The sequence below is a fragment of the Pseudomonas sp. 18058 genome, from assembly GCF_902706155.1.
GTDB lineage: Bacteria > Pseudomonadota > Gammaproteobacteria > Pseudomonadales > Pseudomonadaceae > Aquipseudomonas > Aquipseudomonas rustica.
Genome location: NZ_CACSJY010000027.1, coordinates 1 through 22,665 on the forward strand (window position 1 = coordinate 1; position 22,665 = coordinate 22,665).

A 22,665-nucleotide genomic window follows, 5' to 3' on the forward strand; every position below is an offset into this window, starting at 1 on the left:
GCTCGCGAAAGCGGTGGGTCAGTGAAACAAATGTCATCTGACACACCGCTTTCGCGAGCAAGCCCGCTCCCACATGGGTCTGCGGCGGATTCCAGAGCTGCGAAAACCCTATTCCGTATTTTTTTGTTCGAGAGCCTTCCATGCCCCAATTCGCCAACGTCAGCAGTGCTCCGATTGCCCACAAGGCGCCCGGCGCCGACCCGTATGCCTGGCTGCAGGAACGCGACACCGACGCGGTGCTTGATTACCTCAAGGCTGAAAACGCCTGGCAGGAAGCGCAAACCGCCGATCAGGCCGAGCTGCGCGAAACGCTGTTCGAAGAGATCAAGGGCCGGATTCTCGAAACCGACCTGTCCCTGCCCTCGCCATGGGGCCCGTACCTGTATTACACGCGCACCACCGCTGGCGACGAATACGCGCGGCACTACCGCTGCCCGCGTCCGGCCGACGACAGCCTGACCCTTGATGAAAGTCGCGAACAACTGTTGCTCGACCCGAACGTACTGGCCAATGGCGGGTTCTTCTCGCTGGGCGCGTTCAGCATCAGCCCCGATCACCAGCGGCTGGCCTACAGCGTCGACGCCACGGGCGATGAGATTTACACGCTGTTCGTCAAAGAACTGTCCAACGACAAGGTCAGCGAACTGGAATTCGAAGACTGCGACGGCAGCATGACCTGGGCCAACGACAGCCTGACCCTGTTCTTCGGCGAACTCGACGACACCCATCGTCCGCACAAACTACTGCGCTATCGCCTCGATGGCACCGCCGCTGAAGAAGTCTTCACTGAGACGGACGGTCGCTTTTTCCTGCATTGCTACCGTTCCAGCTCCGAGCAGCAATTGCTGCTGTCGCTGGGCAGCAAGACCACCAGCGAAGTCTGGGTGCTCGATGCCAATCAGCCGCACTTGCCGTTCACTTGCCTGGCGCCACGGGTTGAAGATCACGAATACGACGTCGACCACGGCCTGCTCGACGGCGCATGGACATGGTTTATCCGCACCAACCGCGACGGCATCAACTACGCGCTGTATCAGGCGCCGGATACCGGCATCGCGCCGACCGAAGCCGACTGGCAAAACCTGATCCCGCACAGCGACACGGTGATGCTCGACGGCGTCAGCCTCAACACCGAAGCCATGACCCTGAGTTTGCGCGAAGGTGGTCTGCCGATCATCGAAGTTCACCCACAAGGCCTGGCGCCTTATCGCGTGCAATTACCGGACGCGGCCTACAGCCTCTATGTGCAAAACAGCCTGGAATTCGAGAGCGATCGCATTCGTCTGCGCTATGAAGCGTTGAATCGCCCGGCTCAGGTGCGCCAGTTGATCCTCGCCACTGGCGAACAAACCGTGCTGAAGGAAACGCCGGTGCTCGGCCCGTTCGACGCCGACGCTTACGTCAGCCAGCGCCTGTGGGCCACTGCGCCGGACGGTACACAAGTGCCGATCAGCCTGGTGATGAAGCGCGAAATGCTCGGCAAACCGGTGCCGCTGTATCTGTACGGTTATGGCGCTTACGGTTCGAGCCTGGATCCATGGTTTTCCCATGCGCGTTTGAGTCTGCTCGATCGCGGCATGGCCTTCGCCATCGCCCACGTGCGCGGCGGCGGAGAGTTGGGTGAGGCGTGGTATCGCGCCGGCAAGCAGGAACACAAACAGAACACCTTCAGCGACTTCATTGCCTGCGCCGAATTCTTGATCCTCAACGGCATCACCACGGCTGAAAAACTGGCGATCAGCGGCGGCAGCGCTGGTGGCCTGTTGATTGGCGCGGTATTGAATCAGCGTCCGGATTTGTTTGGCGTGGCGATTGCCGAAGTGCCGTTCGTCGACGTACTCAACACCATGCTCGACCCGGAGCTGCCGCTGACCGTCACCGAATATGACGAGTGGGGCAATCCTGAGGAGCCGGAAGTTTACGAGCGGATCAAGGCGTACGCGCCGTACGAAAACGTCACTGCGCAGGCCTATCCCGCGACACTGGTGATCGCCGGCTACAACGACAGCCGCGTGCAGTATTGGGAAGCAGCCAAGTGGGTGGCGAAATTGCGCGCGAGCAAAACCGACGACAATCTGTTGCTGCTCAAAACAGAGCTGGGCGCCGGGCATGGCGGGATGAGCGGGCGTTATCAGGGATTACGTGACGTAGCACTCGAATATGCATTTGTCTTCAAGGTTTTGGGCCTGGCCTGAGGAACTCCGTCGGTCACTTGGGTCTTAATTCCAGACCCTTGTGGCCGATACCCACTGATCCCTTGTGAAAACTGCCCATTGTGGCGAGGGGATTTATCCCCGATCGGCTGTGCAGCAGTCGCAAATTCGGTCATCGCGGAGTTTCAGCAGAATCGCGCTGGCAAGATTTTGGGCCGCTTCGCAGCCCATCGGGGATAAATCCCCTCGCCACAAAAGCCCGTTCCTATGGGATCCGTGTATAGCCTTGAAATGTGAAAACAATAAAGACCGCACCGACATGTCAGAACCAACCTTCCTGAACAACGAAATCCGCGACTGGCTGATGGACTGTGGCCTGTTCGATCAATTGCAACTGGCCGACTTCGCCGCCGCCTCGGGCTACTTCAGCATCAGCACCGTGGCGGAAGGCGAGGCGATATTCCGCGAGGGCGATGCCGGCAGTTTCATGTGCATCCTCCACACCGGTCAGGTCGCCGTGCAGAAAACCGGGCCCGACGGTCAGATCATCACCATGGCCACTCTGCGCAGCGGCCGCGCCTTCGGTGAAATGGCCGTGCTCGACGGCGAACGGCGCTCAGCCACCTGCATCGCTGCGAGCAACTGCCAACTGTTGAACCTCGGCAAGGATTCGCTGGAAAAAATGCTCAACGACGCGCCGAAGATCGCCGCGAAGATCATCCGCGCCCTCGCCGTCTCATTGTCGAAACGCCTGCGCATGGCCGACGGCCAACTGGCGGCACAACAGGTCTAACCGCCAGGCGATTTAGCCCTGCTGCCGCTCGGTTCAATGCCCGGCACTGGCTGATCTTTGTTCGGCGGAGTCGGCATTTCAATCGGCACCAGCGGCGGGCTGCCACTGCCGGCACCCGATTTGGGAATGTTGATCGGGGTGATCTGCGGATACGGTGTCGGTGTTGCGGTACCGGGCGCGCCGGGCTGCGGCGTCGGGCTGACCGGAATGGTCTGCTGCGCCTGCACTGCAGTAATCGAGAGCGCGGCCAGGGCAATGACCGTTAGAATGGTGCGCTTCATCAAGGGCTCCGTTTGGCCTCTAGTCTGCGCTCAGGCTACTCCCAACGGGCCCGCTTGCCTTCCCCCTTGTAGAGATTTCCATGAAACGTTTCGTTCTGCTCGACACCACCCCGATCCCCGAAAGCGGCGGTGCCCTGTGCCTGTTCGAGTATGGCGAGGACTTCGTCATCAAGATTCAGGGCGGCGACGGCGGGCAATTGATGAACACGCGCATGCACGGCTCCGAAGATGCGCTGGCCGAGATTCCTTGCCGCAAAGTCGCCGGGCGGCCGGATTCGCGGGTGCTGATCGGCGGTCTGGGCATGGGCTTCACCCTCGCCTCCGCGCTCAAGCATCTGGGCAAGACCGCTGAAGTAGTGGTCGCCGAATTGGTGCCCGGCGTGGTCGAGTGGAACCGTGGCCCGCTCGGCGAGAAGTCCGGTCGTCCGCTGCTGGATCCGCGCACCGTCATCCGTCAGGAAGACGTGGCCAAAGTGCTGCAAAGCGAGCCGAATGGTTTCGACGCAATCATGCTTGACGTCGACAACGGCCCCGAAGGTCTGACTCAGAAAGCCAACAGCTGGCTGTACTCCGCCGCTGGTCTGAATGCCTGCGCCAAGGCCCTACGCCCGAAAGGCGTGTTGGCGGTGTGGTCGGCCAGCGCTGATCGGCTGTTTTCCGACAAATTGAAGAAGGCCGGTTTCAAGGCCGAAGAAGTCCAGGTCTTCGCCCACGGCAACAAGGGCACGCGCCACACGATCTGGATTGCCGAGAAGCTCAAAGGCTGAGCTAAACTCTGCGCATAACCGTCATTAGTCTTTTACAAAGGTGAACCCATGAGTTCGTCCACCCCAACCAACACGTCGAAGCTGGATCGCATCCTCGCCGACAACCAGCGCGACAAGGAAATGGGCTACCGCGACAAAGCCCTGAAGATGTACCCGCACGTCTGTGGCCGCTGCACCCGTGAATTTTCCGGCAAACGCCTGAGCGAACTGACCGTGCACCACCGCGATCACAACCACGACAACAACCCGCAGGACGGCTCGAACTGGGAGCTGTTGTGCCTGTACTGCCACGATAACGAGCACTCGCGTTATACCGATCAGCAGTACTTCAGCGAAGGCTCGCTGAGCACGCCGAAAATTGCCAAGGCCACGCACAACCCGTTTGCCGCGCTGGCCGGGTTGATGAAGAAAGAAGATTAGAGATCTGTATGGGTCTGACTGGCCCCTTCGCGAGCAAGCCCGCTCCCACATTGGATCTGTGGCGTACACAAAACCAATGTGGGAGCGGGCTTGCTCGCGAAGGCGGCCGTCCAGACACCGCCAATCCATGATCTGACCACAACCGCCCAATCCCCGTATAATCGCGCTCTTTTTTCCCGAAGGCACCCCGCTCGTGGCAGACAAACGGTACAGCTGCATTGGTTTGTATAACCCCAAATCACCGGAGAACGTCGGTTCGGTGATGCGCGCCGCAGGCTGCTATGGCGTCGCATCGGTGTTCTACACCGGCAAACGTTATGAACGCGCCGCCGATTTCGTCACCGACACCAAACGCGTGCACTACGACATCCCGCTGATCGGCATCGATGATCTGAAAAAGATCCTCCCGCTCAACTGCGTGCCCGTCGCCGTGGAACTGGTCGAAGGCGCCCGCCCGCTGCCGGAATACACCCACCCGGATCGCGCCCTGTACATCTTCGGCCCCGAAGACGGTTCGCTGGACAAAGAGATCCGCGACTGGTGCGAAGACGTCGTGTACATCCCGACCACCGGCTGCATGAACCTCGCTGCCACCGTCAACGTCGTGCTCTACGACCGCATGGCCAAAGGCCTGAATACGCGCTCCGGGCCGAAATTCCGCTGAAGCGTCGCACATCCGATGGAACAAGCTGACCGCTCGCGCAGTCAGCTTATTTATCCATTACTCATAGCCTGGAGAAAGATCATGACCGAGCTCAAACGCGTCGAGCGTATCGAATCCACCCCGTTTCAGAGCCGTTCCGAGCAGAACGTCGAAGGCTGGGAGCGCATCGGCTCGCTGGCCGGTGGAGTGATCATGGTCGGCAAGGGCCTGCGCCGTGGCGGTGTGTTCGGTTTGATTCAGGTGGCGATTGGCGGCGTGGCCATGGCGCGCGGTATTACCGGGCACAGCTCGGTGAAAAGCCTGATCGAGAAAAGCCGTCAGGACATGAACAACGTGCGGGCGAAGATCGAACGTGCCGGGGAAGAGTTGAGCAAGCTGAAGGCGAATGCGGAAGCGGCGACCAGTTCGGCGACAGTGACCGGGAATGATTCGGTGAAATCGCCGAAAGCCGGGGTTTGATCCAGCATTTGCGCTGGGGCTGATGGCGCCTTCGCGAGCAAGCCCGCTCCCACATTTGAAATGCATTCCCCTGTGGGAGCGGGCTTGCTCGCGAAAGCGGTATTACTGTAGTAACTCGGTATCAAGGACTTTAGAGGACTCGCCGAGCACGCTCTCAGCCAATTGCACAAACTCTTTAGTACTCACCGTCCCCAAATGCATCGCCCCGCGTAACACGTCATCCAGCGAACGTTTATTGCGGGTCTTCAAACGAATCTCGCGATCCAGTTCCTGCAACACAATCACCGCTTTTGCTACCTGCGCCGGGCTGATCTGCTCACCGCGCAGTGTCGTGACTTTCTGGCTGTCCCTCGCCAGTTTCGCCTGCAGACTCTGATAGCGCTCATCACTCATGCCACCGGCACGGCGCAGCAGTTCGATCGCGTAATACTCGGCAAAGCCTTCGCTGATCCAGTCGCTGCGCTGCTCGTCGTTGATCCGCCCAAACACCTGCGCCAGTTCACGCATCAGCGCACTGCTGCCGCTTTCACTGACCAGCGGCAAGCGCGTGTTCACGTAGATCGATTCATGCGCACCGAGGCTGCCGCGCCACATCGGGTCGTTGGCGCCGACGATCAGCAGCTTGGCCGGATGACGTGGATAAACCGCCTGCACCTGCGGCCAGACGAAGGTCAGCAACGTCAGTACATCCATGCGCCGCATGCCCTGCCCTTGCGGTGAGGCGACGGTGACTTCGGTTTCGCCTAGGCGCGTGCGACGGCTGCCGAGCTTGCCGGCGAGCATCCAGCCGGTCGGGCGGTCGAACAGGCGTGAAGGGTTGTCGATGCGGAATTTATTTTTGCCGATTCTTGGCCAGGCGGTTTCGACGCTTTTCCAGCCATCGGGCAATTCGAATTGCAGGCGCGAGACCAGTTCCGTGCCGTCCTGCTGATCGAGTTTGGCTGGCGGCACCAGTTCATCACCGCGCAGCAGCGCCCAGCTCGGCGTCATGCGGGTGTCGAAGCTGCCGTTTTTGCGGCCGTGGCTGATGCGCACGCGGTAGGTCAGGCTGGCCTTGGCACTGGTCGGGCGCCAGACGCCGCGCGCGTGTTTGCCGGGAGTCAGCAGCCATTGGCCATCGGCTTTGAAGTCGCTGTAATGGCTGCCGTCGCCAAGGTCGAAATCGAGGCTGCGCACGGCTTCGCCTTTGGCCAGGGTCAGGCGCACTTCGGCCTGATCGCTTTGTGGCAACAGGCGAATGTGGTAATCGAGATCGACTTTTTTTGCTGCCCAGACGGGCGCACTGAACATCAGCAGACCGATCAGCAACGCTCGCAGCAAACCCGCAGCCATACCCACTCCTTGTGGCAGTCAGAATTATTGTGTGAGTGCTGCGCACTCAATATCGGGAGCAAGCTCCCTCGCTACAGGTTATCCCGTTAGCCAGCGCGGAAAATCAGGTGATCTTCCCAGTCATCTTCCGGCACGCTGCCTTCGGCGAGCATACGCCCGGATTGTGAAATTCGTTCGTGGTGCACTGCCTCGCGATCACCACACACCAAGTGATGCCACGACGGCAGATCCTTGCCCTCACTGACCAGTCGATAGCCGCAGGTCGGCGGCAGCCATTTGAATTCTTCGGCCTGGCCCGGGGTGAGCTGGATGCAATCCGGGACAAACTTGATGCGATTCGGGTAATCGCTGCACTGGCAGGTGTTCAGATCCAGCAGTTTGCAGGCGATGCGCGTGTAATAGACGCTGTTGTCTTCTTCATCCTCGAGTTTTTGCAGGCAGCACAGACCACAGCCGTCGCACAGCGATTCCCATTCCTGGTGATCCAGTTGATCAAGGGTTTTGTGTTTCCAGAACGGTTCGACTTCGGCGGCCATGGCTCAAGCATCAACATCAGGTGGTGAAAGGCCGCCAGTCTAGTGCCCCGGGCCGCGCGGGCCAAGCGCTGGCGACTGTCGGTAAATCGCGCTTGTCAGCCTCAGCGCTGCCGAGTAGGGTTTTGCCTCGAATTCATTTACTCAAACGTAGCCAGGAATCTCTTGATGAGTGCCAACCCTCGCGTTGCCGAATACGCCATTCACCCGCAGTTCACCGACCGTTGGTCGCCGCGCGCCTTCACCGGTGAAGCGATCCCGGAAGAGACCCTGCTGAGCTTCTTCGAAGCCGCCCGCTGGGCACCGTCGGCGTACAACTCGCAGCCATGGCGCTTCCTCTACGCGCGCCGCGACACACCGAACTGGCAGCGTTATCTGGGCCTGCTCAATGAATTCAACCGTAGTTGGGCGCAGCATGCGTCGGCACTGGTGATCGTGATTTCGAAAACCACCTTCACTGCACCGGGCGCGACCGAAGAAACCCCGGCGTTGTGGCACACCTTCGACACCGGTTCGGCGTGGGGCCATCTGGCGCTGCAAGCGAGCATCAGCGGCTGGCACACCCACGGCATGGCCGGCTTCGATCAGGAGCTGACGCGTAAAGAGCTGAATATTCCTGAAGGTTATGCGCTGCATGCCGCTGTTGCGGTAGGCAAGCTGGGAGACAAGGCGACGCTGGCGGACTACCTGCAAGCACGCGAAGAGCCAAGCCCGCGTCGTCCGCTGAGCGAACTGGCGGCTGAAGGCGACTTCACCCTCTAAAAGCAAAAGATCGCAGCCTTCGGCAGCTCCTACAGGGGAATATGTACCTCTGTAGGAGCTGCCGCAGGCTGCGATCTTTTGATGTCAACTCAATACCCGCGATTGAAATCCACTTCCCCGCGCAATATCTCGCTCGCCTGATAGGCCTTCAGGTTGTCGACGAACAGCTGCACCATCAGCGCCGGTGAAGTCGGTGCCGAGCTGTGCCCGGTCAGCAGCAAGCCCCAGGCCGTCCAGAACGGGTGACGTTGCGGCAACGGCTCCTGACGGCAGACGTCGATTACCGCGCCCGCCAGATGTCCTTCCTTCAGCGCCTCGACCAAATCCGCATCAACCACGGCCACACCGCGCCCGACGTTGATGAACAACCCGGTCGGCTTGAATTGCTTGAACAGCGCCGCGTCGTAGATATCGTGGGTATGTTCGGTGTTCGGCAGCAGATTGACCACGTAATCCACTTCGCCAACCAGCCGTGGCAGATCCGCCATCGAACCGACTTCAACGAACGGCGCCTGCTCGCGAGCACTGCTGGCGATGCCGTACAATTCGACGCCGAACGGCAACAGGAACTGCGCCACGCTCTGGCCGATGTCGCCAGTACCGACGATCAGCACCTTGCGCCCGACCAGACTCTGGCCGGTGCGGTTGTCCCACTTGCGCTCGACCTGGCTGACCAGTCGCGCCAATACCTCGCGCTCGTGACCGAGCATGTAGGTCAAAACGTATTCAGCCATCACCTGGCCGAAAATGCCTACGGCGCGGGTCAGGCGATAATCGCGGCGCAAGCCATCGGCAAGCAGCGGCGTGATGCCGGCCCAGGTCGATTGCAGCCATTGTGGCTGGTGGCCCTGACGCAACAGGGTCGCCAGCAGATCCGGCTGACCCAGCCACACCGGGCAATCAGCGGCCAGCCGCGCCAGTTCGGCGGAGTCGCCACTGGTCAGCACTTCAAGCTCGGGCACTGCCTGACGCAGCAGCCGGGCGTATATCGCGTGGTCGTGTTCGGCAATCAGAACGCGCATCTTCAAACCTTTCGCAAACCGTGCAGACGGTCGCCGGATGTCGGGCGACCGTCGCGGTAAAAACATTTCCTGGGTTAATCGAGGCCCAGAACAGGGCCTCGCAGATCAGACCGGGTCGTTGCGTCGCAGCAACTCTTCGGGCAAGTGCTCGATGTACTCGTCCTCGGCCGGCGGCATTTGCAGGTGATAGCCCTGCTTGTCGAGGTTTTCCAGCACGACGACGATGTCTTCGCTGGCCAATTTGCGCTCAGGCGACAGCACCAGGTCAAATGAATGTTTCGGCTTGCCGAACGCCAGCATCAGCGCTTCCGGCACGCGCTCGAGTGCATCACTTTTCAGCACGTAAAGGTACATGCCGCTGCGCTTCGAGCTTTGGTAGATGGAACAAATACGTTTCAAGGCTGTTCTCCGGCGGTGGCCAGGCTGTCGAGCAGCTTCTGACCCATGAGTTCGCGGCGCCAGCCACGCAGCGACTCAGGCAATTGGTAAGGACCCTCGGGGTAGCCACTTTTGACCAGCGCTTCGAGGGTTTTCTTGCGTAGCATCAGCTCCGGCGCGATGTCGAGGCGCTCGGCCTCGGCCTGACCCATCGCACGCAGTTGTTTAATCAACGCGGCAGCTTCGATCGGCAACGGCTCCGGGACGGCAGGCGGCCATTGATCAGGGCCCACACTGCCAGAGCGCTTGATCAGATCAAGCAGAAATTGACCGTCCTGACGCACGGTACGCGGGTGCATGTCTTCGATCTTGCCCAGCGCGGCGAGGTTGTCCGGTTGCGTGCGAGCCAACGGCCACAGCGAATGCTCACGGACGATGCGGTTGCGCGGCAGGTCGCGGGCACGCGCTTCGGTTTCACGCCATGCGCACAGCTCGCGCAATACCGCGAGCTGTGCACGGGAGAGTTTCCACGCCAGTTTGGCTTCGCGGTAAACCTCGTACGGATCGGTTTCGCGGCGCAGGTTGGCCACCAGTTCGGCGCCGTCCTCCAGCACCCAGGCGAACTTGTCGTCGGACAGCTTCGGTCGCAGCTGTACGAAAACTTCCGCGAGATGCACGGCATCTTCAGCGGCGTAGCTGATCTGCGTGTCGGACAACGGACGCTGCAACCAGTCGGAACGGGTTTCGCCCTTCGGCAGTTCGATGCCCAGCACCGCTTGCACCAGGCGCGAATAGCCCATGGAGAAACCGAGGTTCAGATAGGCCGCGCCCAATTGTGTATCGAACATCGGCGCCGGCAGGCTACCGGTCAGACGCAACAGCACTTCGAGGTCTTCGCTGCAGGCGTGCAGGACTTTCAGCACCGCCGGATTTTCCAGCAGTGCTGCCAGCGGTTGCCAGGCATTGATGGTCAGCGGATCGATCAGGTAGGCGCGTTTACCGTCGCCAATCTGCAACAGGCCGGCAATCGGGTAGAAGGTGTCGACCCGCATGAATTCGGTGTCGAGGGCAACGAACGGCAGCTGCTGCCACTCGGCGCAAAACTGCGCGAGGCTTTCGTTGTCGCGAATCCAGTGAATATCGATGGCCACACGGCTCTCCCTTGAAGAATGGCGCGCAGTATATATCGCCACCGGCGATTTACGCGCCTGCGAAGGGCAAGAGCTGTAACGAAATGTCCTGCCAATTGGCAAGAATAGTCTGACAGAAGGATCAAACGGGGCCATCACCTGTAGGAGCTGCCGCAGGCTGCGATCTTTTGATCTTCAAAAACAGGATCAAAAGATCGTCCGATCGCGGCCCGAGCCTGCGGCAGCTCCTACAGGGGAATGCTTCAGTCCTTGGCCAGCACGCCGTCGATCACTGACCCGCGGCAACCGGCAAACATGTCCAGATCCGGTTGATACACCGAACTCTTCACTTCGAGCAAACCGAGCATCGAGTGGAACAGGTTGTCCTGACTCAGCGGTTTATCGCGGCTCATTTGCAGGCAATGGGTGTCGACCGAGTAGGACTTTTGATAGTTGTCGGAGAACCACGCCAGCATCGCCACGTGCTTCTGTTGTTCCGGCGCCAGCATATACGGCGTGCCATGCAGGAACAGGTTGTACTCACCCAGCGACTCGCCGTGATCGGACAGGTACAACATCGCGGTATCGACTTTGTCCTGATTGTTGCGCAACACATCGATCAGACTCGACAGCACATGGTCGGTGTACACTAGCGTGTTGTCGTAACCGTTGACGATACTTTCGCGGCTGCAATTGTTCAGGGCGTTACTTTCACAGACCGGCGTGAAGTGCTCGTACTCCTTTGGATAACGCTTGAAGTATTCCGGACCGTGACTGCCCATCTGGTGCAGAACCAGCACAGTGTCTTTGTCCAGGTGATCGATAAAACTCTGCAGCCCTTGCAGCAGGATTTCATCGCGGCATTCGCTGTTGGCGCACAGTGCCGGGTCTTTCAGGTTGCTGACATCCTGCACGGTGACGCGATCACACGTGCCTTTGCAGCCGGACTGGTTATCGCGCCAGATCACATCGATGCCGGCCCGTTTGAGTACGTCGAGCAGGCCTTCCTCGTTCTTTGCCTTGCTCGCATCGTAGTTCTTGCGGCCCATGTTAGAGAACATGCACGGCACCGAGACGGCAGTTTCCGTGCCGCAGGAATGCACGTCGGTAAACGCGATCAGCCCGGTTTCCTTGTCGAGTTTTGGTGTGGTGTCACGGTTATAGCCGAGGATGCCGAAGTTCTCGGCGCGGGCACTTTCGCCGACCACCAATACAGTCAGGGATTTGCGCGGCTCAAGTTTTACATCTGGATTGCGCTCGGCGTCCTCGCCGATTTTGACGAACGGTTGCTCGGCCGAGGCCACTTGTTCACGCAGGTAACCGGCCGTGGCGCCAATGTAGTTGCTCGGCACCAGCATCAAGCGAATTTCGTGGTGATTGCGAAACAACGACGACAAACCCTGATAGTTGGCCAATGCCACACCACCAATCACCGCCACCGAGGCCGCACTGACAATAACCTTGCTCAACAACTCGCGGTGCCAGCGCCGATAATTAATCGGCAGTTTCCACAACAATAACGACGGCAAAACACCGAGAAAGAAAATATAAATAAACAACTTCAACGAGAGCAGATCGCGCACTTCCGTGGCATTGGTTTCGGCAAAGTTACGCAACATGCCCGGGTCAATCATGACGCCATACTGGCTCATGAAATAAGCCACACCAGCGCTGATCAAAAACATCAGCGTCAGCACGGGTTTAAGCAGCGGGCGGAAGGCCAGAAAGGTCAGCACGATGTTGAACGCCGCGAAGATCATCACCCCAAACGCCACGCGCATGGCAATGCCCTTGCCGTCTGACGCGGTGATGTCGAACAGGTGCTGCCAGAGCACAACGTTAAAACCGATCAAAAGAAAGGCGCTGGCAATCAACGTCACCCATTCCGGGCGCACGGCTTTTAACTTCAACATGATGAGGGGCAGTTCCTGAAAAGAACCCTTGGTTAGTTGTGAAAAATTCATTAACCAAGGCATGACAAACTTTAGGCAGGCAACCATCAATTTTTTGTGAAAAAGACGCCAACGATTAGTTGGACTGAGAGCAAAGTCTGAAACTTGTGGAGTATTTGGGAATGGTTCAGCTTTTATTCAGCCAACAACCCCTGTAGGAGTTGCCGAAGGCTGCGATCTTTTGATCTTGCCGTTAAGACAAAGTCAAAAGATCGCAGCCTCGTTTCACTCGACAGCTCCTACAGGAACCGGCGGGTATTTGATTTTTAGGTAAGGCCGGGGGTTTTCTGATTTGCCCGAATCATAGGGCTCCGCGCCTAATCATCTGCCCTGCCCCAAGGTTTGAAGATGGAAAACGTCCGCGCCACTGCCCGTCCCGCTGTCTGGCTGATGCTCGCCGTCATGCTGGTAGCCCTCAATTTGCGCCCTTCGATGGCGGCGGTCGGGCCATTGCTGTCGGCGATTCGCGGCGACATCCCGTTGAGCTTCAGCCTCGCCTCACTGCTGACCATGCTGCCGGTGATGGCGATGGGACTGGCGATGTTTTTCGGCATCGGTATCAGCCAACGACTGGGCGAACGACGCACGGTGCTGTGGTCGCTGTTGATCATCGGTCTGGCAACGTTTTCACGGCTATTTATCGATTCCGCCGCCGAGTTGATTGTCAGCGCAATTCTGGCCGGTATAGGCATTGCACTGATTCAAGCGTTGATGCCGGCATTGATCAAATCGCGTTTCCCCGACAACGTCGCCCTGTGCATGGGTTTGTACGTCACCTCGATCATGGGCGGCGCCGCCATTGCTGCGTCCTTCGCACCGTTGGTGCTTATCAGCACCGGCAGTTGGCGGATAGCACTGGCCGTTTGGGCAATCCTGGCAATGTTGGCTTTGCTGTTCTGGTGGTCGCAACGCGGCAACCTGCCTGCGACCGCGAACACTTCAGTCAGAAAAGAAACCTTCTTCAAACATTCCCGCGCCTGGTTACTCGCGATCTTCTTCGGCCTCGGCACCGCGTCCTACACCTGCGTCCTCGCCTGGCTGGCACCGTACTACGTGGAGAAAGGCTGGAGCGAACAAAACGCCGGCCTGCTGTTAGGTTTTCTGACAGCCATGGAGGTGATTTCCGGCCTGGTAGTGCCAGCCATCGCCAATCGCAGCCGCGACCGACGCATCGTACTGATGGCCCTCCTTGGACTGATCATCGCCGGTTTCTGCGGCCTGATCCTCAGCCCGCAACACCTCAGCCTGCTGTGGCCCTGCCTGTTGGGTCTGGGCATCGGCGGACTGTTTCCGATGAGCCTGATCGTCTCGCTCGATCACCTCGACAACCCGCAACACGCTGGCGGCCTGACCGCTTTCGTGCAAGGCATCGGCTATCTGATTGCCGGCCTGTCGCCGCTGCTCGCCGGGATGATCCGCGATCAACTGGGCAGTTTCGAATGGGCATGGTGGTCGCTGACCGGCGTGATGGTGATCATGGCGTTGATGGTGTTGCGCTTCGATCCGCGACGTTATTCGCAACACTTCCAGTGATCGGGCTACAGGCCTCTGGCCAGCTTTCAGCGGTTTTAGCGGTAACGTCGTGTTGCTAAAACTTTCTGTCCCACAACTGTCCATGAAACGTCCTACAAGCCTTTGTCCTTGTACCATCGTTCCGTTAGGATCGTTCGCACACGTTTGCGCGGATTCAGCGCAAGGAGCACAGCGGGACGGAACGGATGCTGAACAGTAACTTGCTTCGAAAGCTCGACATGCAGGATCTCATGGTGTTTATCGCCGTGTATGAGCAGAGCAGCGTCACCGAGGTCTCGGAAACGTTGTTCGTCAGTCAGTCCACCGTCAGTTACTGCCTGAAAAAACTGCGCACCAGTTTTGAAGACGAACTCTTCATCAACACCCGCACCGGCATGCGCCCGACCTACAAGGCCAGCAGCATGTACGGCCATGTGCAGAAAATCCTCGAAAGCATCAACCTCTGCCACGCCGGCGCACCGACATTTGACCCGAGCCAGCAAGCGGTCACTTTCAACATCTGCGCCCCGGAATACTTCGAACAACTGATTTTGCCGCGCCTGTTGAAGCGCTTCGACTTCGATGACTTGCCAGTGATGGTCAACATGCACAAGTTCGAAACCGATGTGCCCGCCGATGAGTTGCGCGATGGCAGCCTCGATCTGGTCATCAGTTTCGGCCCCAACTTCCACCGCCACCACACGGACTTGAAGTCGCGCATGTTGCTGGAAGATGACCTGGTCTGCGTCTTCGACAAACGCGCGACGCCGTTGGAACCGCGCCTGAGTCTGCAAGCGTTTACCGAGCGCAGGCATGTGTTCCCGACGCCGTGGACGTCGACGACGAATATGGTTGATGGCTGGCTGGCGCGACAGGCGCAGAAACGTCAGATCGTCGCGCGTTCGAACAGTTACAGCGCGGCGTTGAAGATGATCACTGGCACCGATTTCATCCTCACCCTGCCCCGGCGGATTCAGCGGTTACTGACCAACGAAGCGGTGTTCAATCACTGTGAGGCGCCGAACGGTTTGCCGGGGTTCACCCTCGACATGCAATGGAGCCAGAGCGTTGATCAGGACAGCGCCAACGTCTGGCTGCGCGAACAAGTGGTCAAGGTGTGCAGTGAACTGCAAGCGGCCTGATTCCTACACGCCGATGACCGTTTTTGTGTAGGACTCGCGATCGATATCGATCAGCTCGACACTCAACTGCACCTCGACACCGGCCGGCCATTCACAAAGATCCTGGAGCACGGCCAAGAGACTTTGCGACAGCTGTTTTTTGGTCTCCGCTGAACGCCCGCTGAGCAACGCCAACTTCACCGCCACAAAACCGCGCTCGCTCATGGCCGTGCCAACCTTGAAGGTTTCGACCTTCAACGCACGGCTCTTGATATCGAACTCCGCCGCGAACTGACCAGAACCCACCAGCGTGTTATTGAGGCGAATCAACGCGACGTCGGCGTTCAGCTGCGGCAGGTTGGCGGTGTATTCCATGTGCAGGTGTGGCATCGGGAGGCTCCAGTCGGGCGGCAGAAAGGTCGTACGTATAACACAGCCCTGCCCTACCCTTCCGCGGCTTTTTCCGGAATGTCGGACGAAGATTTATACCAGCGCTCAATGACCGGCTTAGCGAAAATCTCCTGTGGGAGCGGGCTTGCTCGCGAAGGCGGTGGATCAGTTACAAATGCATCGCCTGACCCGGCGCTTTCGCGAGCAAGCCCGCTCCCACAAGCGGATTTGTGGTGTTGCTTAAGGTGGGGTGACGGGCCGTTCACTCATGAACTGCTCCAGCCGGGAACGCAACCAGCGCTCGGCGGGGTCGCTGTCGACGTGGCTGAGCCAGACCATCGACAGATCCAGCGTCGGCGTCTTGAACGGGAACGGCTCTTTGAACAGCAACCCCGAAGTGGCCATCGCTGCCGCCGTGTAATCCGGCAGGCTGGCGATCAGATCGGTGCCCGCCAACAACGCCGGCAAGGCGCTGTACTGCGGCACCGACAGAACCACCTGCCGGGTGCGGCCCAGTTCCGCCAGCCACTCATCCGCAAACCCACTGACATTCGCCGTGTGGGAAACCAGCACATGCGGCCGCGCACAATATTCGTCGAGGGTCAGCGGTGTGTCGGAAGCATCCGCACGCAGGATGCTCGGTTGAATGTGCCGCAGCAGTTTGCGCTTGGCATTCGCCGGCAAGCCACGGGTCTGGCTGATGCCGACGGTGATGTCACCGGCGGCGAGCAGATCGGGAATGCGCCAGTAATCGACGTGCTGCACCACAAACACCACGTTCGGCGCTTCCTGACGCAAGGCGCGCAGCAACGGTGGTAGCAGACCGAACTCGACGTCATCGGACAGACCGATGCGGAAGGTCATGGTGCTCACGGCGGGATCAAAATCGCGGGTCAGGCTCAACGCCACTGAAAGCGAATCCAGCGCCGGTTTGAGGTGGCGGAAAATATCTTCAGCGCGAGCCGTCGGTTCCATGCGATGGCCGACGCGGATGAACAGCGGATCGTTGAGCATTGTGCGCAGACGATTGAGCGCCGAACTGATAGTCGGCTGGCCAAGAAACAGCTTCTCGGCCGCCCGGGTTACGTTGCGTTCCAGCATCAAGGTCTCGAACACCACCATCAGGTTGATGTCGGCCTTGCGTAGTTCATTGCGGTTCATCCATTGCTCCCCGATCCCCAGACTGCCGGCAGTGTAGAAAGCAGTTGGGGGCGGCGTCCATCGCCACGATGCGTCCGCTGACCGTCAAACGCTTCGAGGGCTCTGGTCTGTGCCTTTCAGAAACATCCGCCAACGATTGGAAACAAATGTCCGGTAGCCAAAAAACCCGCCTGCGCTAGGCTTGCGTCGATGCGCCACACAGGCTGGCGCACACGTCTATCGCATGGAGCGAACTGAATGTATTTCGAGATTTACAGGCAATCCCGCGGCACCCCGACCACCGGCAAAGGCCAATGGCGCTGGAGGCTGCGCGCGGGCAATCACGAAACCATCGCCAGCGGCGAATCGTACGTGAACAAAGCGGATTGCTTGCACGTAATCGAGCTGATCAAAGCGGTACAGGGCGAAACCCCGGTAAAAGAAATTTAACCGCGTGAATTGGAAAAAGGCAGCGTCCTACAGCTACTTCCTTTTTTGACCGAATGACTGGCGGGCTCCGTTTGCACCCCTACGCTCAGCAACGCAGGGGGCCATCCGGCCCTGTTTTCTCCCGATCATTCACACTCAAAAAGGAGCCGCAGACATGGCCAGAGACAAAGCGAAAGACGACATGCACTTTAACTGCACACAAGCACACGAAGCCGACTACGTCGCCAGCCTCTACCCGCACGCCAAGGAAGAAGTGAAAACCTTCCTCAGCTCGGCCTGCAAGGACAAGACGCTGCACAACTCGACGCATAAGGATGTGTATGAACTGATCAAGCGCAAGTTGGGCCACTCGCAGCCTTGACGGGCTGGAAGTGCGGGGTGATGTAGATCCCGCAGAAATGCAAAAGCCCCACAGGCTTTGGGTCTGTGGGGCTTTTTTTCCATGAGTCGCGGAAAACCCAGAGCAACGCGGACGGTAAGGCTCAGTCAACTGCCGAGCATGCCGTGTCAGGCGTGTGCTTCCCGGTCAAGCACTTCAGCCACCCACTGATTAATACTTTTTCGAGCCAATTGAGCTTTCACTGCAACGGTGGCATGAAGGGCTGGCGCCAATCGCAGGCTCAGATTGCCTGAATAAGGCTTCTGAGGCACTCGACCGAGTTTTGCACACGTTTCCAGATAATCGCTCACTGCCTCCTCGAAGGCAGCTCTAAGTTCTCTGACTGATTCACCGTGGAATCCCACGACATCCTTGATTCCTGCGATGTGACCAACAAACAGACCATCTTCGTCACTGTATTCAATACGGGCAGCATACCCGTTGTAATTCATCACGTTCACGGAATGACTCCTGCTTGTTCTAGAAAAGCCCGAGCATCACGAACCTGGTAGGGCTTTGCTTCTTTGTCTGGATGAGGACGATGAAAGGTAGCAACGACCCCGCTTAACTCAAACCGAACACGCGAACCATTACCCTCCACAGCTTTGGCGCCTACCGCTTTGAAAAGAGACTCTATACGTGTCCATTCCAGCGTAGATGGAGTCGGTCTTGAATATACGGCTTGAAGAGTACCAAGTTGCTTATTGTTCATAGTATTACATCATGATACCGCACCGATATTTGGCAGCTGCGATTAATCTCGCTGATGCATGAAGCGCCCATTTCAATAAATGCAGAAACGCCGCTTATCCATCAATGGAAAGCGGTGTCGTCGTGTCTGGATTTAGAGTGTTTTTGGCACGGAGATCAGAATAATTGAGTTAATCGAAACAGGGTTGTAGGCAAAATCCGAGAGTTTCGTGGGAACGGGCATCTTGCGCGACATCGGAGCAATTCTCGCCTGACCGAGGGTATTCCAGTCCAATTGCACGAGAAACAAAAAAGCCCCGTAGATTTTCATCTACGGGGCTTTTTCTATGTAATGGCGGAGAGATAGGGATTCGAACCCTAGGTACCGGTGAAGGTACAACGGATTTCGAATCCGTCCCATTCGGCCACTCTGGCATCTCTCCAACGGCGCGCATCATAACAACACTTTTACCGAAAGCAAACCCTCTTTCGAAAATTTCTTCGTGCTATCAGATGCTTGCGTCGATTAAAGCGGTACGCCCAGACGATTGGCGACTTCTTCGTAGGCTTCGATGACGTCACCGAGGCCCTGACGGAAGCGGTCTTTGTCCATCTTCTTCTTGGTGTCCTTGTCCCACAGACGGCAGCCGTCCGGGCTGAACTCGTCGCCGAGGACGATCGAGCCGTCGCTGAACACGCCGAATTCAAGCTTGAAGTCGACCAGCAGCAGGCCGGCGTCGTCGAATAGCTTGGTCAGCACTTCGTTGACCTTGAGCGACAGTTCTTTCATGCGAACCAGTTGCTCGGCAGTGCCCCAACCGAATGCCACAACGTGGGATTCGTTGATGAACGGGTCGCCTTTGGCGTCGTCCTTGAGGAACAGTTCGAAGGTGTAAGGATTGAGCTTCAGGCCTTCTTCGACGCCCAGACGCTTGACCAGGCTGCCGGCGGCGTAGTTACGCACGACGCACTCGACCGGGATCATGTCGAGTTTCTTCACCAGGACTTCGTTGTCGGCCAGCAGTTTGTCGAATTGGGTCGGAATGCCGGCCGCTTCGAGTTTCTGCATGATGAAGGCGTTGAACTTGTTGTTGACCATGCCTTTGCGGTCGAGCTGCTCGATGCGCTTGCCGTCGAACGCCGAGGTGTCGTTGCGAAACAGCAGGATCAAGCGGTCAGCGTCGTCGGTCTTGTAAACCGATTTGGCTTTGCCGCGGTAGAGTTCTTCACGTTTTTCCATGATGGGCTCCGCTTGCTAAGTAGGTGGGCTAGGCGATGTGGCGCCAGTCGAGCCCTGAATCTTGATCGGCCAGTTGCAGCCAGTCCGGGTCGCACCCGAGGGTGTCGACAAAACATTGCCGGGCCAGCTGCGGCATGTTGTTCTTGCTGCTCAGATGAGCCAGGACAAGGTGTTGCAAGCCCTGCCAGCCCAACTCGGACACCAGGAAAGCCGCCTGATGGTTGTTCAAATGTCCCAGCTCGCCGCCCACCCGCTGCTTGAGAAAGTACGGGTAGTGCCCACGGGCCAGCATGTCACGACAATGGTTGGACTCGATCATCAACGCATCGAGATCCCGATAACCGTCCAGCACCCGCTCGCAGTAAGAACCCAGATCGGTCAGCAGGCCGAAGCGCCGCTGCTCTTGATCACTGAAGACATACTGGGTCGGTTCCTGCGCATCGTGGGCCACGGCAATGACCCCGATGTTCAGTGCACCGATCTGCAGTTGCTCGCCGCCGGCCAGCAAGCCTGCGGGTTCAATCGGTTTGCGCATCCCGCGCAGTGTGCCGCGACTGAGGTAGACCGGCAGATTGTAGCGCCGAGACAGTAAACCCACGCCATGCACGTGGTCGGCATGTTCGTGGGTTACGAGTATCGCGCTCAGTTGCGCCGGGTTCACACCCAGACGCAACAGGCGTTTTTCGGTTTCCCGCAGGGAAAAACCACAATCCACCAGCACATACGTATCAGCACTGGCGATCAGCGTGCCGTTCCCTTGGCTACCGCTGCCGAGAACGGCAAAACGCATGGTTGATCAGCCCAGGTTGTCCTGAATCACGCTCAGCACTTTACGCGCCACTTCAGCCGGCGCGACGGTGTTGATGTTTTTCTCGACGGTCACCTGAATGTTCTCGCCAACCTTGCTCAGGCGAACCTGATAACGCTCGGCACGGGATTCAACTTCTTCCTTGGTCGGCGCACTGCCGAACAGGCTGCTGAAGAAACCAGGCTTGTCGTCTTTCTTCTCGGCTTTTTCGGCCAGGTTGATGTAGTACAGACCGAGGCTGCGGTTGATGTCTTCAACGCGCCATTCGCCTTGTTCCAGTGCACGGCCAACGCTCGACCAGGCACGATCCAGATCGGTACCGACGTTCAACACCGGGTTGCCGCTGCCGTCTTCGCTGAGGCTGACACGGCTCGGCGTATCGAAATCACGCGAAGCGAGCATCGACACCGAACCGCCCTTCTCGGAGATCCGGCTCATGCTTGCGAGCATGTCGTCGACCAGCGCAGCGTCCAGACCAGTGTTGACCGAGCGGTTGGTGAAATCGACATCGGCGGTGCTGCCGGCAGGACGCTCGGCGCTGACCACGTAGATTTCACTGGTGTTGCGCTGCACGCCTGGCTCGATACGCACACGGACGCGGGTTTCGCTGTCAGTGGCGACGCCAGCCGCGCTCAGGCGCTTGGCCATCGACGCGGACAGCTCATCGGAATGCTGCCAGGTGGTGGTGAATTCGCCGGTTTGCGGACGCTGCTCATCCAGACGGAAACCGTTGTCCTGGAAGAATTGCACCGCCACTGGCCAGACTTCGGCCGGTGGATGCTGGGCCATGACCCAACGCGAATCGCCGCTCTTCTGCAGCGAGTAGTCGGTGGCATCGGCGATGGCCGACAGTGGCTGAGGACGTGGAACCACGTATTCGCCCTTGGCGGTGTCATCAGCGACGTTGCGCGGGATCGGCAGCAGCGGATCCAGACGCTTGGAGGTGCTGACATCCGGTGGCAGTTGCATCGGTGCAGTCTGTTGCGCTTCCAGGTAATCGCTACCACGGTCACGGAAATAACCTTCCGGGCCCCAGACCCATCCGCAGCCACTGGTGCTGGAGATAATCAAGGCAAGTGCGGAAAGTCCGGCCATTCGCTTCATGCGTTGTACTTCCTCAATTAAACCAGGACGCTGCACTGGCGCAGGGCCGAGCGCAGCGTTTCATGACAAGGTGTGCTCAGCCAGGTCAGCGGCAAGCGGATGCCTTCGTGCATCAGGCCCATTTCAACCAAAGCCCACTTCACCGGAATCGGGTTGGCTTCGATGAACAGGTCTTTGTGCAGCGGCATCAGTTTTTCGTTGATGGCCCGTGCGGTGTCGGCGTCGCCTTTCAGCGCGGCCTCACACAGATCGGCCATTTCGCGCGGCGCGACGTTGGCGGTCACGGAAATGTTGCCTTTACCACCCAGCAGGATCAGTTCAACGGCGGTCGGATCATCGCCGGACAGCACGATGAAATCTTTGCTCACACCATCGATGATCGCTTTGGCGCGTTTCAGATCGCCGGTGGCTTCCTTGATACCGATGATGTTCGGCACGGTGGACAGGCGAATCACGGTCTCGGCCTGCATGTCGCAAGAGGTGCGGCCCGGAACGTTGTAGAGAATCTGTGGAATGTCGACCGATTCAGCAATGTGTTTGAAGTGCTGGTACAAGCCTTCCTGAGTCGGCTTGTTGTAGTACGGAACGACCAGCAGGCAGGCATCGGCGCCGGCTTCTTTGGCGTTGCGGGTCAGCTCGACGGCTTCGCGGGTCGAGTTGGCGCCAGTGCCGGCGATGACCGGGATGCGCCCGGCAACCTGTTTGACCACGGCTTTGATGACGGCGATGTGTTCTTCTACATCAAGAGTTGCCGACTCGCCGGTAGTACCGACCGCGACAATGGCATGGGTGCCGTTCTTGAGATGGAAGTCCACGAGTTTGCTGAGGCTGTCCCAGTCAAGACGCCCTTGTGCATCCATGGGAGTGACCAGTGCCACCATACTGCCCGCAATCATGAAACCGCTCCTGCCGGAAAAAGAGAGCGGTAATGGTACTGGCGCCAAGATGCTTGCACAAGCGAAGTACTGCGCTGCCGCCATTCCCCTTGGCCGCGCTTTTCGCTACCCTTCAGACTTTGATCGGTACCGATCAGCTTGTACGCCGGGTTTCAGCCTCCCTTTTCGGCCTCCCAGACCCCGTTCCTGCGTCGCATCGACGCGCTCCCGCTATAGTGGAGCGAGCCGCGAGCGCTTGCCGGGTCTATTGCATGGACAGCCAGAACAGGCGCGCCCCGGCCACTAGCGT

26 protein-coding genes and 1 tRNA gene are annotated in these 22,665 nt (G+C 58.7%); 11 read left to right on the forward strand and 16 right to left on the reverse strand.

Annotation, left to right across the window (positions count from 1 at the left end; translation table 11 throughout):
- Window positions 1-140 precede the first annotated feature (140 nt).
- On the forward strand, window positions 141-2,195 hold the full coding sequence (locus GVL50_RS15925; protein WP_159814154.1) for a S9 family peptidase: 2,055 nt from the start codon (window positions 141-143) through the stop codon (window positions 2,193-2,195).
- A gap of 277 nt (window positions 2,196-2,472) precedes the next feature.
- Window positions 2,473-2,946, forward strand: a complete 474-nt coding sequence (locus GVL50_RS15930) for a Crp/Fnr family transcriptional regulator (protein WP_159814155.1) — start codon at window positions 2,473-2,475, stop codon at window positions 2,944-2,946.
- Here the strand turns inward: GVL50_RS15930 and GVL50_RS15935 are convergent.
- Window positions 2,943-3,227 carry a hypothetical protein gene (locus tag GVL50_RS15935; RefSeq protein ID WP_159814157.1) on the reverse strand — a complete coding sequence of 95 codons (285 nt, stop codon included), beginning with the start codon at window positions 3,225-3,227 and terminating at the stop codon, window positions 2,943-2,945. The two genes, GVL50_RS15930 and GVL50_RS15935, sit on opposite strands and share 4 nt — an antisense overlap.
- 80 nt (window positions 3,228-3,307) lie before the next feature.
- Here GVL50_RS15935 and GVL50_RS15940 point away from each other — a divergent pair, with 80 nt between their 5' ends.
- From GVL50_RS15940 to GVL50_RS15955, 4 genes are all read left to right on the forward strand, one after another.
- Window positions 3,308-3,994 (forward strand): spermidine synthase, encoded by a 687-nt coding sequence (locus tag GVL50_RS15940; protein WP_007911335.1) that lies wholly within the window; start codon window positions 3,308-3,310, stop codon window positions 3,992-3,994.
- Window positions 3,995-4,042: 48 nt separating this feature from the next.
- On the forward strand, window positions 4,043-4,414 hold the full coding sequence (locus GVL50_RS15945) for a YajD family HNH nuclease (RefSeq protein WP_007911336.1): 372 nt from the start codon (window positions 4,043-4,045) through the stop codon (window positions 4,412-4,414).
- A 193-nt stretch (window positions 4,415-4,607) separates the two neighbouring features.
- Entirely contained in the window at window positions 4,608-5,078 is a 471-nt protein-coding gene (locus tag GVL50_RS15950; protein ID WP_007911337.1) for an RNA methyltransferase, read from the forward strand.
- 81 nt (window positions 5,079-5,159) lie between these two features.
- Window positions 5,160-5,537 carry a DUF2892 domain-containing protein gene (locus tag GVL50_RS15955; protein WP_008087099.1) on the forward strand — a complete coding sequence of 126 codons (378 nt, stop codon included), beginning with the start codon at window positions 5,160-5,162 and terminating at the stop codon, window positions 5,535-5,537.
- Window positions 5,538-5,639: 102 nt separating this feature from the next.
- On the opposite strand, the gene GVL50_RS15960 is transcribed toward GVL50_RS15955, so the two are convergent.
- Together GVL50_RS15960 and GVL50_RS15965 are read right to left on the reverse strand one after the other, a co-directional pair.
- Complete coding sequence (locus GVL50_RS15960; RefSeq protein WP_159814159.1) at window positions 5,640-6,869, reverse strand: hypothetical protein; 1,230 nt, start codon at window positions 6,867-6,869, stop codon at window positions 5,640-5,642.
- 86 nt (window positions 6,870-6,955) lie between these two features.
- Entirely contained in the window at window positions 6,956-7,405 is a 450-nt protein-coding gene (locus GVL50_RS15965; protein ID WP_159814161.1) for a YcgN family cysteine cluster protein, read from the reverse strand.
- A gap of 165 nt (window positions 7,406-7,570) precedes the next feature.
- Here GVL50_RS15965 and GVL50_RS15970 point away from each other — a divergent pair, with 165 nt between their 5' ends.
- On the forward strand, window positions 7,571-8,164 hold the full coding sequence (locus GVL50_RS15970; RefSeq protein ID WP_053118102.1) for a nitroreductase family protein: 594 nt from the start codon (window positions 7,571-7,573) through the stop codon (window positions 8,162-8,164).
- Window positions 8,165-8,253: 89 nt separating this feature from the next.
- Here the strand turns inward: GVL50_RS15970 and GVL50_RS15975 are convergent, their stop codons facing one another.
- The 4 genes from GVL50_RS15975 to GVL50_RS15990 form a co-directional block, all read right to left on the reverse strand.
- Window positions 8,254-9,186, reverse strand: a complete 933-nt coding sequence (locus GVL50_RS15975; protein ID WP_159814163.1) for a D-2-hydroxyacid dehydrogenase — start codon at window positions 9,184-9,186, stop codon at window positions 8,254-8,256.
- A 105-nt stretch (window positions 9,187-9,291) separates the two neighbouring features.
- Window positions 9,292-9,585 (reverse strand): YcgL domain-containing protein, encoded by a 294-nt coding sequence (locus GVL50_RS15980; RefSeq protein WP_007911350.1) that lies wholly within the window; start codon window positions 9,583-9,585, stop codon window positions 9,292-9,294.
- The gene (gene rnd / locus GVL50_RS15985) at window positions 9,582-10,715 is read right to left on the reverse strand and encodes a ribonuclease D (protein WP_159814165.1); all 1,134 of its coding nucleotides are present in this window, start codon (window positions 10,713-10,715) and stop codon (window positions 9,582-9,584) included. The genes GVL50_RS15980 and rnd overlap by 4 nt, the downstream gene beginning before the upstream one ends.
- 242 nt (window positions 10,716-10,957) lie before the next feature.
- A complete protein-coding gene (locus GVL50_RS15990; protein ID WP_159814167.1) occupies window positions 10,958-12,607 on the reverse strand; it encodes a phosphoethanolamine transferase in 1,650 nt (549 codons plus the stop codon).
- A gap of 387 nt (window positions 12,608-12,994) precedes the next feature.
- Here GVL50_RS15990 and GVL50_RS15995 point away from each other — a divergent pair, with 387 nt between their 5' ends.
- Window positions 12,995-14,179, forward strand: a complete 1,185-nt coding sequence (locus GVL50_RS15995) for a cyanate transporter (RefSeq protein WP_159814169.1) — start codon at window positions 12,995-12,997, stop codon at window positions 14,177-14,179.
- Window positions 14,180-14,364: 185 nt separating this feature from the next.
- Window positions 14,365-15,300 (forward strand): LysR family transcriptional regulator, encoded by a 936-nt coding sequence (locus GVL50_RS16000; protein WP_159814171.1) that lies wholly within the window; start codon window positions 14,365-14,367, stop codon window positions 15,298-15,300.
- Between the two features lie 3 nt (window positions 15,301-15,303).
- Here GVL50_RS16000 and GVL50_RS16005 read toward each other — a convergent pair whose 3' ends face one another.
- Window positions 15,304-15,669, reverse strand: a complete 366-nt coding sequence (locus GVL50_RS16005; protein WP_053118089.1) for a 5-carboxymethyl-2-hydroxymuconate Delta-isomerase — start codon at window positions 15,667-15,669, stop codon at window positions 15,304-15,306.
- 240 nt (window positions 15,670-15,909) lie between these two features.
- Window positions 15,910-16,830, reverse strand: a complete 921-nt coding sequence (locus GVL50_RS16010; protein ID WP_122591708.1) for a LysR substrate-binding domain-containing protein — start codon at window positions 16,828-16,830, stop codon at window positions 15,910-15,912.
- Between the two features lie 237 nt (window positions 16,831-17,067).
- On the opposite strand from GVL50_RS16010, the gene GVL50_RS16015 reads away from it, so the two are divergent.
- Both GVL50_RS16015 and GVL50_RS16020 read left to right on the forward strand, forming a co-directional pair.
- Window positions 17,068-17,259, forward strand: a complete 192-nt coding sequence (locus tag GVL50_RS16015) for a DUF1508 domain-containing protein (protein WP_053118085.1) — start codon at window positions 17,068-17,070, stop codon at window positions 17,257-17,259.
- Window positions 17,260-17,413: 154 nt separating this feature from the next.
- Window positions 17,414-17,620: a hypothetical protein gene (locus GVL50_RS16020; RefSeq protein WP_053118083.1), complete on the forward strand. Its 207-nt coding sequence runs from the start codon at window positions 17,414-17,416 to the stop codon at window positions 17,618-17,620.
- Window positions 17,621-17,766: 146 nt separating this feature from the next.
- Here GVL50_RS16020 and GVL50_RS16025 read toward each other — a convergent pair whose 3' ends face one another.
- From GVL50_RS16025 to dapA, 7 genes are all read right to left on the reverse strand, one after another.
- The gene (locus tag GVL50_RS16025; protein WP_053118080.1) at window positions 17,767-18,099 is read right to left on the reverse strand and encodes a type II toxin-antitoxin system HicB family antitoxin; all 333 of its coding nucleotides are present in this window, start codon (window positions 18,097-18,099) and stop codon (window positions 17,767-17,769) included.
- On the reverse strand, window positions 18,096-18,350 hold the full coding sequence (locus GVL50_RS16030; RefSeq protein ID WP_082341402.1) for a type II toxin-antitoxin system HicA family toxin: 255 nt from the start codon (window positions 18,348-18,350) through the stop codon (window positions 18,096-18,098). Before GVL50_RS16030 ends, GVL50_RS16025 begins: the two co-directional genes overlap by 4 nt.
- Before the next feature lie 331 nt (window positions 18,351-18,681).
- Window positions 18,682-18,771, reverse strand: a tRNA-Ser gene (locus GVL50_RS16035).
- An 83-nt stretch (window positions 18,772-18,854) separates the two neighbouring features.
- Window positions 18,855-19,568 (reverse strand): phosphoribosylaminoimidazolesuccinocarboxamide synthase, encoded by a 714-nt coding sequence (purC, locus tag GVL50_RS16040; protein WP_008077821.1) that lies wholly within the window; start codon window positions 19,566-19,568, stop codon window positions 18,855-18,857.
- Window positions 19,569-19,596: 28 nt separating this feature from the next.
- A complete protein-coding gene (locus GVL50_RS16045; protein ID WP_159814173.1) occupies window positions 19,597-20,358 on the reverse strand; it encodes an MBL fold metallo-hydrolase in 762 nt (253 codons plus the stop codon).
- Between the two features lie 6 nt (window positions 20,359-20,364).
- A complete protein-coding gene (bamC, locus tag GVL50_RS16050; RefSeq protein WP_053118076.1) occupies window positions 20,365-21,480 on the reverse strand; it encodes an outer membrane protein assembly factor BamC in 1,116 nt (371 codons plus the stop codon).
- Between the two features lie 17 nt (window positions 21,481-21,497).
- On the reverse strand, window positions 21,498-22,376 hold the full coding sequence (gene dapA, locus GVL50_RS16055; RefSeq protein ID WP_007911392.1) for a 4-hydroxy-tetrahydrodipicolinate synthase: 879 nt from the start codon (window positions 22,374-22,376) through the stop codon (window positions 21,498-21,500).
- Window positions 22,377-22,665 lie beyond the last annotated feature (289 nt).